Below are 13,877 nucleotides of genomic sequence, written 5' to 3' on the forward strand. Positions count from 1 at the left end.
TGCCGGAATTGGCAGGCCTCTTTTTAGGGATGGAAAACTCTATAAGCAGATGTGTTGTAAGATTTTATGATCCAGGGGAATAAACGTTGCTATTCTTCAAGGAAAACGCTATAATATTAAATAGTGTTTGACAGCAAATCGGGGAAACGAAAATATGAAAAAGGAAGGTATAGTGATGAGTTACGAAAAATTGAATGAAAAGATCCTGGAGATGAAGGATGAGATGCTTGACAGTATCCGGGAAAGCGTTGCAGTCTGCAGTGTGAAGGGGGAACCGGAACCAGATGCACCTTATGGAAAGGAAGTAAAACAGGCACTGGATCATGCACTGGCACTTGGGGAAAAGATGGGATTTAGGACCGGAAATATTGACAATCGTGTCGGCTATATTGAGTATGGCGAAGGCGAAGAGATGGTCGGCGTTCTAGGACATCTGGATGTTGTTCCGCTGGGAGAAGGATGGGTTCATGACCCACTTGGGTGTGAAGTACAGGATGGAAAGATGTACGGACGCGGCGTTCAGGATGATAAAGGGCCGACGATCGGAGCTTTTTATGCATTAAAAGCGATCAAGGATCTGGGACTTCCGCTTGACAGAAGAATCCGTGTACTGTTCGGATGTGATGAAGAATGCGGATCTTCCTGCGTAGAACATTATATCAAAGTGGGAGGAGAACTCCCGACAATCGGATTTACACCGGATGCACAGTTCCCCGCAATCTTCTGTGAGAAAGGTCAGACTTTCTGGTACATTTCCAAAAAAGTAGAAGAAGCACCGGAAATTAAGGTATTATCTATTGAAGGCGGCGTGGCAAAGAATGTTGTGACACCAAAATGTACGCTGGTAGCTGAAGGAGATCTTGTTGTAGAAGAAAAAGATTATATTACAGTTGAAAAGAAAGATGGAAAGACTATCGTAACAGCAGAGGGACTCAGTGCGCATGGAAGTACACCAGAACTTGGAAAGAACGCAGCAGTCCGTCTGTTTGATGCTCTGAAAGGCAACTGCTTTGGCGGAGATCTTCAGAAGATGATTGATTTTATCATGGAAAAAGTTGGCTGGGAGACAAATGGTGCTTCTCTTGGTATTGCTTCTGAAGATGAGGAGACCGGTAATACGACTGTAAATCTCGGAATGATTAAGTATGACGGTCAGGAACTTCAGTTTACACTGGATATCCGTTATCCAAAGAATATTTCAGAGGAGACGGTTGTTGCAAATGTGACGAAGAATATCGAAGCTTATGGGCTTGAAGTGGAAAATGAACTTCATAGTCTTTTGTATGTGCCGAAGGACTCCGAGCTGGTTCAGAAGCTGACGAAGGTATATTGTGAGGAAACTGGAGATACTGATGCACAGCCAATTGCAATCGGAGGAGGAACTTACGCAAAATCATTTAAGAATATGGTGGCATTTGGACCAATCTTCCCAGGCGAAGAAGAAGTCATCCATGCGCCAAATGAGTTTGCAGTAATCGACAATCTGGTACGTTCGATCCAGATCACGGCAGCAGCAATGTACGAACTTGCACAAAAATAAAACTTATAATAGAAGAGGAGAAATCGAAATGAACGAGAGAATTCGCAGAGTATTGGAAAAAATGGAAAAGAAAGGACTGACCCAGCTGATCGTATCCGATCCACTGAGTATCTGTTTTCTGACAGGAATTATGGTAAATCCGGGAGAGAGATTGTATGCGCTGTTACTTAGAACGAATGGAAAGCATACGTTATTCCTGAATTACCTGTATTATGTATCAAACACAGGATTCGAGGAAGTATGGTTCAGTGATATGGATGACCAGATTGGCGTTCTCATGGAGCATATTGATACAGAAAATACGCTTGGCATTGATAAGACATGGCCGGCTCGTTTCCTGATTCCGCTTCAGGAGCGTTGTCCAAATATGAAGACAGTATGGGGATCTGACTGTGTAGATGATGTCCGTGCAGTAAAGAATGAAGAAGAGATTGCAATCATGAAAGAAGCTTCTGTGATTAATGATTCTGTTATGGAAAAAGCAGCAGCATTTATCAAAGAAGGAATGACAGAGAAGGAAATTGCAGATTATATTGATTCTGAATTCTTTGCAGCTGGAGCAAGCGGAGTAAGCTTTGATACAATCGTATGCTTCGGTCCAAATGCCGCAGACCAGCATCATACACCGAGTGATACCAGAACTCTGAAAGCCGGAGAATGTGTGCTGATCGATATGGGTTGTGTATGGAAGGGCTACTGCTCAGATATGACAAGAACATTCTACTGCAAATCTGTTGACGATGAACAGGCAGCAATTCATGATCTGGTGCGCACTGCAGTTGAGAAGGCTGAGGCAGTGATCAAACCGGGCGTTCGTTTCTGTGATATCGATGCGCAGGCAAGAGATCTGATCGATGAAGCTGGATACAGCGAATACTGGAAGATTCGTCTTGGACACTTTATCGGACAGGAAGACCATGAGTACGGAGATGTAAGCCCAATTAATAAAAATGTTGCAGAGCCGGGAATGATCTTCTCTATTGAGCCAGGAATCTACATTGAAGGAAAATACGGTGTACGTGTAGAAGATCTTGTACTGGTAACAGAAGATGGACATGAACTTCTGAATGCAGTTGATAAGAAGTACAGAATCGTAGGATAATACATATTTAACATATTTTAATTTAAGGCATATCTTAACATGAAGAATATTATTTCGGAGTGTAAAGATATGCCTTATTCAATTATGTTAGATGCAGGCCATGGCGGACGTGATTTTGGGGCTGTATACAATGGGCGTCGGGAAAAAGATGATAATCTACGTCTGGTACTGGCAATCGGAGAGATCCTGCAGAATAATGATATTGATGTAGAGTACACGCGGACAACAGATGTCTATGAGACTCCATATGAAAAAGCAATGGAGGCTAATAATGCAGGAGTGGATTTCTTTATTTCGATTCATCGAAATTCATTTCCAACAGATAATGAAGTGTCAGGAGTGGAAAGCCTTGTGTACAGCCTTACAGGATTAAAATATCAGATGGCGCAGGAGATTAATGATCAATTAGAGACGATAGGATTTGTGAATCTCGGAGTCAAGGCGCGGCCGAATCTGGTCGTGCTTCGTAAGACAGAGATGCCGGCAGTACTGGTGGAAGTAGGATTTATTAATTCAGATATAGATAATCGGCTGTTTGATGAGAATTTCGAAGAAATCGCACAGGCAATTGCATCCGGCATTTTGGATACACTGAATTTTGCAGGTGTGATACAGGAGAATAATTACCGTGTCCAGGTGGGAGCATTTCGCAATCGTACTTATGCAGAAAGATTATTAGATGAACTGATGGAGCAGGAATTCCCGGCTTATATTAACGATTCTGGACCATATTATCGTGTCCAGGTGGGTGGATATGAGAACTTGAATGAAGCTGCCGATATGGAGCGTCGCCTGAAGCGGGCTGGGTATCCGACAGTAATTGTAAAATGAATTAGTGTCAGGACAGAATAGATTTTACACAAATTTTTCACGAATATTTTTGGAACTTAACATTTTTTTCTTATAATGCACTTGAAAGAGAAGTAGATAGTGAGCTTTTAGGAGGATTCGTGATGAGAGAATTATGGAACGTTGTTAATAAAATATTTGGTGAAGATTCTGCGATAGGTGCATTTCTGGCGGTCAATATTATCTGCTGGACCATAGGAACATTGGTGTTGGGGCTGGTATTTTGTGTGATAACAGGAACGGTTGTAGGCACATGTATTACCAGACTTATGTGCGCGGCAATTTATGCAGGAATTATTATGGGACTTTTCGGAGGAATATTTTTCTTAATGCGTAGGCAGTCATAATTTAAATTAAGATTTTTCATTCATAAATATAGTTGTAATAGTTAATAGTAAAAAGGGCTGGTTTTGAGTAGAATTCAAGGCTGGCTTTTTTTTGACGTAACAAAGAGACTATGTTAAGATATTTCTGAAAAGAAAAGAATCCGCGGAAGCGGTGGAGGAGATAGATATGGCAGGAAAATTAGAATTTAAAGCAAAGTTAAGCGGTGTGTTAGAGTTGGCCAAGAGCAAGGGCGGAAAGATTGCGCTGGAAGATGTGGAAAAGTATTTTGAAGATGATCAGCTCTCACAGGAACAGATGGATCTGGTGTGTGAATATCTGATGTCCCAGAAGATGGTGGTGTTAGGATATGTGAAAAAGGGAGGAACCATAAAAGAGAAGGAAGAAGAGCCAGTCGCTTTGAGTAAAGAAGAACAGGCATATATCGAAGATTATCTGAGAGATATTGATCAGCTTCGAGATAACAATATGGAAGAAGTACGTATGGCTTATTATCTTCCGAAGGTGATTGAGGAAGCAATAGAGATGCATCATCCAGATATCTTCATAGGTGACATGATTCAGGAAGGAAGTATCAGCCTTATGCTGGCCTTAAACGCGACTGGAGAAGGAAAAGAAGATGAAGCAAAGGTTATGGAAGAAGTACGTGCCGGAATACAGACGCTGATAGAATCACAGACAGAGACCAAGCGCCAGGATAAGAAGATGGTAGAACGGGTGTCCGAACTGGAAGAAACCATTCAGAATATGAAAGAAGAATTCGGAAGAGAAGTCAGTGCGGAAGAAGTTGCCGAACGGCTTGGAGTTACAGAAGAAGAATTAGGAGATATCCTGAAATTAGCAGGAGAAGACTCATAGGGGACACGGTAATTTTAATTTGGGACGGAGGAAAATGAAAAAACCCCCGTCCCAAATTAGCCTTTTGGAAGTGAGAAGATGAATTCGGTTCCCACTCCTTCTGTGCTTATAACATTGATGTTTTCGCCATGTGCCTGGATTGCCTCCTTGACGATGGCGAGTCCGAGCCCTGTCCCTTTTTTGTCTTTGCCGCGGGAGAGGTCGGATTTGTAAAAGCGCTCCCAGATCTTGTTCAGGGAATTCCTTGGAATTCCAATACCGTCGTCTTTGACGGAGGTATAGATCTTGTCTCCCCGCCGGGTAGTCTCGATGGTAATAGAGGAATCTGGGTCGCTGAATTTTATGGCGTTGTCAATCAGATTATAGAGAACCTGTTGAATTTTGCGTTTATCTGCGTATACATTCAGATGTTTGGTGGCAAATAATAATTCTATGGATATTTTTTTCTGTGTGCAGGTGCCTTCGAAGGAGGCGGCCACGTTTTTAATCATCTCGTGGATGTCGAATATCTCTTTATTGAGAAGCAGATTCTTAGTGTCAAATTCGTTCAGGGTCAGGAGATCCTGGGTCAGATCAGTCAGTCGCTCTGTCTCAAATAATATAATCTTCAGATATTTTTCGTGTAACTCCTGTGGAATTGTACCGTCGACCATGGCTTCTACATATCCTTTGATAGAGGTTAGAGGAGAACGGAAGTCGTGGGAAACATTTGCCACGAATTTCTTCTGGTAATCTTCCATATCCTTTAATTGTGAGGACATATAGTTCAATGATGCAGAGAGGTAACCCATCTCGTCTTCGGTGTTTACCGGAATCTCATATTCCAGATTGCCAGAGGCATATTGCTTGGCGGCTTCTGTTACCTTGCGAAGCGGTCGGTATACGAAGAACTGGAACGCGAGAAGTATCATGAATGAGAGCAAATATATCACAATCATTGTAATCGTAGTCGCGCGAAGCAGAATGTGCTGAAATTCATTCAGGTCGGATACGTATTTATGAATGAGCAGATATCCTTTTGGAGAGTAGTTATACACGACAGGGGCAATGACGGTGATAACATCTTCGTCAAAATAACCGTGGTAATCGCCAGTCTGTGATTGGGAACTTCCACTTTCGGCCGGATTAAAATCTTCGATGACAGAAGGAGACATTGGGTAGTCGTAAGGCTGCGCAGAGAAAAGAACATTCCCTTCTTTATCAACAAACCATACGGCTGCATCAAGCTGTGTCTCGATTCCGGATAGTTGAAGTGCTACTTCAGAACCATCCAGTTCATTGGAAAAATAAGAGGACAGATAATTGTTGGCAATCAGGTTTGCTTCTGTATACATCGTTGAAGTCAGGTAATTCTGCATAGGAGTTTCCATCAGGCTGGAAGTCAGAGTAGCTACGGTAAAGAGACTGAGAAACCCGAATATAATATAAACAATGATGAATTTTAGATATAATGTGCTGCGCATAGGGCTCCTTTCTCACCTGTGAAAATGCAATTATTTTACTTCAAATTTATAACCGATTCCCCAGACCGTGCTAAGGCTCCAGGAAGGATGATCTTTGATCTTTTCACGGAGACGCTTAATATGAACGTCAACAGTTCGGGTGTCACCAATATATTCATATCCCCAGATCTGGTCTAACAATTGTTCGCGTGTGAAGACCTGATTCGGCGAGGCTGCCAGGAAATACAGTAATTCCAGTTCTTTTGGCGGCATGTCGACTGTTACACCGTCTACTAATACAGAATAATTGGTCAGATTAATCGTAATACCTGGGTATTCTACACATTTTCCCTTATCTTCTTTTGGAGAATCTGCTTTTTGAATCGGTTGATAACGGCGTAAGACTGCTTTGACACGGGCTACCATTTCTTTGGAATCAAAAGGCTTCATAATGTAATCATCTGCTCCAAGTTCCAGACCAAGTACTTTGTCGAAGACTTCACCTTTGGCAGACAGCATGATGATTGGAACATTAGATTTTGTGCGGATTTCACGGCAAACCTGATAGCCGTCAATGCCAGGAAGCATAAGATCCAGCAGAATCAGATTGGGCTGATAAGTTTCATAGGCGATCAGTGCCTTTTCTCCGTCATGCACCATCATAGTATCAAAACATTCTTTTGTAAGATATAGAGAAATCAATTCAGCGATATTTTCATCATCGTCTACGATCAATATTTTTTGTTTGTTCACTTTATCACTCCTCCTCAGGAATTATTCCAGTCATTTATTTTAGTTCCACAATTGTAACACCGGCATCTCCTTCACCGAATGCACCGAGCCGGAAAGACTTTACATGCTTTTGGCGCCGCAGATAGGTGTGAATACCAGCTCTTAATGCGCCGGTTCCTTTCCCGTGAACAACTCGCACGGATGAAAGATGAGCCAGATAAGCATCATCCAGATATTTATCCAGTTCAGCAACTGCTTCATCTACTGTTTTGCCGAGAAGATTAATCTCTGGACTTACGGAAAGAGATTTACCCATCTTCATCTTGCCTTTGCTGGTCTGATGCATCTTTTTGGCTGAGTAAGAAGGTGCTTCTTCGATGATCTCCAGATCGGAAATAGGAACCTGTGAGCGAAGAATTCCCATCTGTACTGTAACATTTCCCTTCGAATCGGGCAGCGAAGTGACCGTCCCGTTTAGATTCATACTTAAGACTTTGACGGATTCCCCAAGCTTGAAGTCACTTGGCTTATGCTGCTTGCGTGGCTTTGGGGTCTCCCGCTTCATGCCGGAACGTGTAGAATCCATTTTCTTGCGGAGACGTTCACGTTCTTTTTCCATCTCAGCAACGGAGATATTCTCTTTGCCGAATTTGCGGAAATTACGCATGGTCTCGTCTGCAGTTTCTTTGGCGTCGGCTAATATTGCATGAGCTTTTTCATTTGCCTCTCGAAGAATACGTTCTTTTTGTTCTTCCAGTTTTTCTTGCTTTTGCTTTGCCTCCGTCTTTAAACGTTCCAATTCACGCTTGTAAGCAGCAATCTCTTCTTGCTCTTTTTGAATGGTCCGTTTACTGGTCTCCAGATCGGTCAGAAGATCTTCGAAGGATTCATCCTGCTCGGTCAGATGTGTCTTAGCTTCCTGGATGATATAGTCCGGAAGGCCAAGCTTTCCGGCGATGGCAAATGCATTGCTCTTGCCGGGAATTCCGATCAAGAGGCGGTATGTCGGGCGTAAAGTCTCCAAGTCAAATTCACAGCAGGCATTTTCTACTCCAGGTGTAGACAGGGCAAATACTTTCAATTCACTATAGTGAGTCGTTGCCATGGTACGGATACCACGCTGATGTAGATGATTCAAAATGGCGATTGCCAGGGCAGCACCTTCGGTAGGATCTGTACCGGCACCTAATTCGTCGAATAGTACCAGGGAATGTTCATCTACATGTTTCAAAAAAGATACGATATTGGTCATATGGGATGAGAAGGTACTCAGGCTCTGCTCAATACTCTGCTCGTCGCCGATATCTGCGTATACGTTATCAAAAACAGCCAGTTCCGAACGGTCCAGTGCTGGAATATGAAGTCCAGCCTGACCCATCAATGTAAATAGACCTACCGTTTTTAAAGAAACGGTTTTTCCTCCGGTGTTCGGACCAGTGACAATCAAGAGGTCGAATTCGTCGCCCAATGTAATGGTGATCGGTACAACCTTCTTTTTATCCAGAAGTGGATGGCGACCTTCGCGGATGTGAATGCGTCCCTCGGTGTTGAACCGGGGCATGGAAGCGTTCATATCCAGAGCCAGACTGCCCCTTGCAAAGATAAAATCCAGTTCACTGAGTACAGAGTAGTCGGTGCGAATGGTCTCAATATATTCGGCAGCATCTACACTTAGACGTGCCAGGATGACTTGAATCTCTTCCTGTTCCTTTCCATAGAGTTCTTTTAAATCGTTGTTCAGCTTCACGACTGCCATTGGCTCGATGAAGAGTGTAGAGCCGGTAGCCGACTGATCGTGGATCAGACCGGATACCTGACTGCGGTACTCTGCTTTTACAGGGATGCAGTAGCGGTCTCCACGCATGGTAATGATTGCATCTTGCAGATAAGTGCGAAGAGAGCCGTTGACCAGTCCGGTTAAGGTTGCGTGGACTTTGTCGTTGATCTGGTTGATTGAACGGCGGATATGCTTCAAAGTACTGCTGGCATCATCGCTGATCTCGTCTTCTTCCAGAATGCAGCGGCGAATCTCTGTTGTTAAGATAGAAACAGGCTCTAATTGCTGGAAAAATGTGTCCAGACAATCTTCCAAATCGTCTGCATTCTCATGGCGACCATAAGATTTGGCCCTTCCGGCAGCTTCCAGAAGCTTGCAGATACGAAGCAACTCGCCGCTTCCAAGAGCAGCACCGATCTCCAGACGCTTCAGGGAATCATTGACAGGATTACATCCACTAAAGGAAAGGCGGCCCTTCTTAACAATTCGCGTAAATGCGGCGGCTGTCTGCTCCTGAGCCGTCTGTATATCTGACAGTGAGGTCATAGGTTTCAGTCTCCGGCAGCGCTCTTTGCCGCTGAAAGAAGAAGCCTGCTCTGTTAATAATTCAATTATTTTATTGTATTCTAGTTTTGTTAAAGTTTTCTTATTCATCTTATTCACCTAGACCTATTCTACCTTATTTGCGCAACAAAGAAAAGGATAAATATTGAACATTCGCTATTCTTACGCTATACTATAAGAAGGATTGTAAAGGAGTAAATGCGTCTATGGAGGAGCAGAAAGATCCCAAAGAAGAGAATCAGGAGTATTCATTTCTTCAGGAAACCATCAAAGAGAAGCAGGGTGGTATTCGAAAATTCTTTTTCCGTGCAGCCGGGTGGGGACTGGTATTCGGAGTCTGTGCCAGTCTTAGCTTTTTTGCGCTTAAACCGATGTTAGACGAACGATTTCAGGACAATCCGCAAGAAGTAACCATTCCACAGGATGAAGATGAGGTGGAAGGGGAAGAAGAAAATCAGGATCAAGAACAGACGGAACCGGTGATTCTGAATGATGACAGTTATCGACAGATGCAGCAAGAATTAAAGGCTGCTTCTGTAAAAGCAGGAAAGTCCATGGTAGAGATTGTTGGATGGACAGAAGGTCAGGGAGAAGCGAAAGAGGCATCAGGAAATAATATCTCTGGCCTTATAGTCGCAGACAACGGAAGAGAGCTTCTGGTATTGGGAAAAAAGATCCCTGAAGAAGAAGCAGAAAAATTACAGATTGTATTTTGTGATGGACAGAGTTATCCTGCGAGTCTGAAGAAAAGTGACAGTATACTTGGGTTTGGAATCTATGCGGTGAATCGTGCAGATATTCTGGATACTACCTGGACACAGATTGAGACCGCCACATTGGGAAGTTCTAATGTAGTGAAGAATGGAGATGTGGTAATCGCAGCAGGAAGGCCTTTTGGGGTAAATGAAGCTGTAGGATATGGCCTGGTGGTTTCTAATGAAGATAGAGCAGAACTGACAGATGGACATTATCAGCTGCTTCGCACAGATATTACTGGAATTGAAAATGGCAGTGGTTTTGTGGTAAATCGAGATGGTGCAGTTGTTGCAGTGATTGATCAGAATATGGCAGAAGAAGGCAATGAAAAATTGATCACAGGATATGGTATTTCTGATATTAAGAATATTATTGAATGCCTGTCCAATGGAAAATCTGTTCCTTACATTGGAATCCGGGGCGGCGATGTTACAAATGAAATAGAAGAGGCGGGCGTTCCTCAGGGAATCTATGTAAAAGAAGTAGAAGTAGAATCTCCGGCGATGGCGGCAGGAATCCAGAGTGGAGATGTCATTACCTGTATCGAAGATATCCAGATCACATCCTATGACATTTACCACAGTGTACTGATGCGTAAGTCAGAGGGAGATAAGATTATTATTAAAGGGCTTCGCCAGGGCGCAGATGGCTATGTTGATATAGAATTTAATGTGACTGTCGGAAGCAAAAAATAAAAATGACAACGAATTAGAAAGAGGCAGACAATATGAGATATATTAATACCCTTCATGAAGGGGAGATTATCCGGAATGTATACCTATGCAAGGGAAAACGTTCCGCAGAGACAAGAAACGGCAAACCATACGACAATCTGATTCTGCAGGACAAGACAGGAACCCTGGATGGCAAAGTCTGGGATCCTAATTCCGGCGGAATCGCAGATTATGACGAGATGGATTTTATTGAAGTATATGGAGAAGTTATCAGCTATAATAACAACCTTCAATTGAACATTAAGCAGATCCGAAAAGCTCTGGAAGATGAATATGTAGCAGCCGATTATATGCCGACGACTGAGAAAAGCACAGATAAGATGTACCAGGAATTACTGGGGTATGTGAAACAGATTCAAAATCAGTATCTTAAACAGATGGTGGAATACTATTTTGTAAAAGATGAAAAATTCATCAAAAGATTTAAAGCACATTCAGCGGCTAAGAGTGTCCATCATGGATTCTCGGGCGGATTACTGGAACATACACTTAGCGTAGTGAAATTCTGTGAATACATGGTAGGGGCCTACCCAATCCTGAACCGCGATCTATTATATGCGGCGGCCATTTGCCACGATATCGGCAAGACCAAAGAATTGTCCTCCTTCCCCGAAAATGACTACACAGATGATGGACAATTACTGGGGCATATCGTCATCGGCGTAGAGATGGTCGGCGATGCAATCCGCTCCATCCCAGGCTTCCCCGAAAAGCTCGCAAGCGAACTCAAACACTGCATCATCGCACACCACGGCGAACTCGAATATGGTTCCCCGAAAAAACCGGCACTGGCAGAAGCATTGGCACTCAACTTCGCAGACTGCACAGACGCCAAGATGCAGACATTGACAGAAATATTCAAAGACAAAAACAGCAACGACTGGTTAGGGTACAATCGGTTGTTCGAATCCAACTTAAGAAAAACAACAATGGGGACGTAGTATTGTTGCAAAGTACTACGTCCCCAATTAACTTTTGCCCTGTACCCAAATGATAAAATGAGGTATGTTTATGCAAAAAAATGATATGGTGACGGTTACAATTGAAGATATGGGAACATCGGGTGAGGGCATCGGCAAGGTGGATGGATACGCGTTGTTTATCAAGGATGCAATCATTGGTGATGTTGTGGAAGCTAAGATCATGAAGGCGAAGAAGAATTATGGATATGCAAGATTGATGAATATTCTTACGCCTTCGGAATATCGTGTAAAAAATCCGCCATGTTCTATGGCGAGGAAATGTGGCGGATGCCAGATTCAGGAGATGGAATATGGGCGTCAATTGCAGTTTAAGATGGATAAGGTGAGGGGGAATCTCATGCGTATTGGCGAGGTGCCGGAGGAGTTGCTGGATTGTGTGATGGAACCGATTGTGGGGATGGATGAACCATTTCACTATCGGAATAAAGCTCAGTTCCCGGTTGGAACGGATAAAGAGGGCAATATCGTTACGGGGTTCTATGCAGGGAGAACGCACAGTATTATCCCGAATACAGACTGCTCCCTCGGCGTGCCGGTCAATGAGAAGATCTTGAAATGTATTCTTGCATTTATGGAAGAATACGGTATCCGTGCGTATGACGAGGAAAAGAACAGTGGACTGGTTCGCCATGTCCTGATCCGATATGGATTTACGACAAAGGAGATCATGGTCTGTCTTGTTATCAATGGAAATAATCTTCCGTGTGGGGAGATTCTGGCAGAACGTCTGGCACAGATTCCTGGAATGACTAGTATTACTTTAAGCATCAATAAAGACAAGACGAATGTAATTATGGGCAATCAGATTAAGCCTTTGTGGGGACAGACTTATATTACCGATTATATTGGAAATGTAAAGTATCAGATATCTCCCTTATCTTTTTATCAGGTGAATCCTGTACAGACGGAGAAATTATATGGACTGGCACTGGAGTATGCAGATCTTCATGGAAATGAGACGGTATGGGATCTCTATTGTGGAATCGGAACTATCTCTCTCTTCCTAGCACAGAAGGCAAAAAAAGTCTATGGCGTAGAGATTGTGCCGCAGGCTATTGATGATGCGAAAAACAACGCTAAAATCAACGGAATTACGAATGCAAAATTCTATGTCGGGAAAGCAGAGGAAGTCCTGCCGGAGTATTATGCGGCTTATGAGCGAGAACATGGCGGCAAGACGGCACATGCAGATGTGATTGTGGTGGATCCGCCGAGGAAAGGCTGCGAAGAGAGTCTTCTGCAGACAATTGTAGATATGCAGCCGGAGCGGATCGTGTATGTAAGCTGCGATTCCGCAACATTGGCAAGGGATGTGAAGTATCTGAGGGGATGTGGGTATGAATTGGAGCGAGTAAGGGCTGTAGATCAATTCCCTCAGACGGTTCATGTGGAGTGTGTTTGTCTCTTACAGAAAAATTGAAGGACTTCTTTCTTGGACACATTATAAAATTTTGATACCAATAAGCTGGAATCTAATAAGAATCTTGTAATTGCTGAGTTTCTAGGTTTATCATTGAATACAAACTTTACGGAAACAGATGAAGATATTGCCAGATATTCTGTGTTACATGAAAATGGGCAGTTGTTTGCGATAAAAAAAATAATATATCTGTCATCTGAGCAAGAACTGCGAGAGAAAATTGAAATGCAAAAAGCGATGTTTTATCTTCAGCAGAAGGAAAAGGAGTAGGGCATATGGAGGTTTCAAAAAAGATTGGAAACTGTATAGAGAAAAGCTTCCTGAATGGCAGGAAGCATATATTGAGAGACTTGTGTCCACATATGTTGAGTATTTAACTAGTGATGAATCTGCGTCCAAAAAGTTTTGGGAAATGGAGAAGCGCATTAAGAGAGACAAGAAATATCCAGGGGTCCTGATTGAAGTGAGTAAACGGGACATGCCATTTGATCTGATTCGCCTTCTGCATGAAGGTGTAATAACTGTCGGAGATTTAGATGATTTTTCTGATGAATTAAAAGAGACTATAAGATTTTTGAAAGATAGGTTGGGCTAATGAATCCCCCAATATTGATGTGGGGAAAGAAGATAAGGGTTTTGATTATAGAATTAATGCTGGAAATAAACAACAGAAATGCGTACCTTTTTTATCATATCATAAGGATACAAATAATTATCCGAGAAGCTAGGTGTTAATCCATATTCTCGGATTTTTGTATTTCTGACCATAAAGAAG

Annotated in this window: 12 protein-coding genes; 9 read left to right on the forward strand and 3 right to left on the reverse strand. The window is 42.8% G+C overall.

Going from position 1 to position 13,877, the window contains the following annotated elements; translation table 11 throughout:
• The first annotated feature begins 175 nt into the window (after window positions 1-175).
• The 5 genes from pepV to JQM81_RS01250 all read left to right on the forward strand — a co-directional run bounded on the left by pepV (window position 176) and on the right by JQM81_RS01250 (window position 4,694).
• The gene (pepV, locus tag JQM81_RS01230) at window positions 176-1,540 is read left to right on the forward strand and encodes a dipeptidase PepV (RefSeq protein WP_235231658.1); all 1,365 of its coding nucleotides are present in this window, start codon (window positions 176-178) and stop codon (window positions 1,538-1,540) included.
• A gap of 28 nt (window positions 1,541-1,568) precedes the next feature.
• Window positions 1,569-2,642 (forward strand): M24 family metallopeptidase, encoded by a 1,074-nt coding sequence (locus JQM81_RS01235; RefSeq protein ID WP_235231659.1) that lies wholly within the window; start codon window positions 1,569-1,571, stop codon window positions 2,640-2,642.
• A gap of 69 nt (window positions 2,643-2,711) precedes the next feature.
• Entirely contained in the window at window positions 2,712-3,473 is a 762-nt protein-coding gene (locus JQM81_RS01240) for an N-acetylmuramoyl-L-alanine amidase (protein WP_235231660.1), read from the forward strand.
• Window positions 3,474-3,595: 122 nt separating this feature from the next.
• The gene (locus tag JQM81_RS01245) at window positions 3,596-3,838 is read left to right on the forward strand and encodes a hypothetical protein (RefSeq protein WP_235231661.1); all 243 of its coding nucleotides are present in this window, start codon (window positions 3,596-3,598) and stop codon (window positions 3,836-3,838) included.
• A 166-nt stretch (window positions 3,839-4,004) separates the two neighbouring features.
• Entirely contained in the window at window positions 4,005-4,694 is a 690-nt protein-coding gene (locus JQM81_RS01250) for a sigma-70 domain-containing protein (protein ID WP_235231662.1), read from the forward strand.
• 56 nt (window positions 4,695-4,750) lie between these two features.
• Here the strand turns inward: JQM81_RS01250 and JQM81_RS01255 are convergent, their stop codons facing one another.
• The 3 genes from JQM81_RS01255 to JQM81_RS01265 are packed head-to-tail and all read right to left on the reverse strand — an operon-like array spanning window position 4,751 to window position 9,299.
• Window positions 4,751-6,157 carry a sensor histidine kinase gene (locus tag JQM81_RS01255; protein ID WP_235231664.1) on the reverse strand — a complete coding sequence of 469 codons (1,407 nt, stop codon included), beginning with the start codon at window positions 6,155-6,157 and terminating at the stop codon, window positions 4,751-4,753.
• A 30-nt stretch (window positions 6,158-6,187) separates the two neighbouring features.
• Window positions 6,188-6,889 carry a response regulator gene (locus tag JQM81_RS01260; protein WP_235231666.1) on the reverse strand — a complete coding sequence of 234 codons (702 nt, stop codon included), beginning with the start codon at window positions 6,887-6,889 and terminating at the stop codon, window positions 6,188-6,190.
• Between the two features lie 34 nt (window positions 6,890-6,923).
• Complete coding sequence (locus JQM81_RS01265; protein ID WP_235231668.1) at window positions 6,924-9,299, reverse strand: endonuclease MutS2; 2,376 nt, start codon at window positions 9,297-9,299, stop codon at window positions 6,924-6,926.
• Between the two features lie 116 nt (window positions 9,300-9,415).
• On the opposite strand from JQM81_RS01265, the gene JQM81_RS01270 reads away from it, so the two are divergent.
• From JQM81_RS01270 to JQM81_RS13650, 4 genes are all read left to right on the forward strand, one after another.
• Window positions 9,416-10,660 carry a S1C family serine protease gene (locus JQM81_RS01270; RefSeq protein WP_235231670.1) on the forward strand — a complete coding sequence of 415 codons (1,245 nt, stop codon included), beginning with the start codon at window positions 9,416-9,418 and terminating at the stop codon, window positions 10,658-10,660.
• 32 nt (window positions 10,661-10,692) lie between these two features.
• A complete protein-coding gene (locus JQM81_RS01275) occupies window positions 10,693-11,640 on the forward strand; it encodes a 3'-5' exoribonuclease YhaM family protein (RefSeq protein ID WP_235231671.1) in 948 nt (315 codons plus the stop codon).
• A 70-nt stretch (window positions 11,641-11,710) separates the two neighbouring features.
• Window positions 11,711-13,102: a 23S rRNA (uracil(1939)-C(5))-methyltransferase RlmD gene (gene rlmD, locus JQM81_RS01280; RefSeq protein WP_235231672.1), complete on the forward strand. Its 1,392-nt coding sequence runs from the start codon at window positions 11,711-11,713 to the stop codon at window positions 13,100-13,102.
• Window positions 13,103-13,514: 412 nt separating this feature from the next.
• Window positions 13,515-13,697: a hypothetical protein gene (locus JQM81_RS13650; protein WP_328282584.1), complete on the forward strand. Its 183-nt coding sequence runs from the start codon at window positions 13,515-13,517 to the stop codon at window positions 13,695-13,697.
• The last annotated feature ends 180 nt before the right edge of the window (window positions 13,698-13,877 follow it).

Origin of the sequence: Faecalicatena contorta (assembly GCF_021531895.1) — a bacterium.
Classification (GTDB): domain Bacteria; phylum Bacillota; class Clostridia; order Lachnospirales; family Lachnospiraceae; genus JAFBIX01.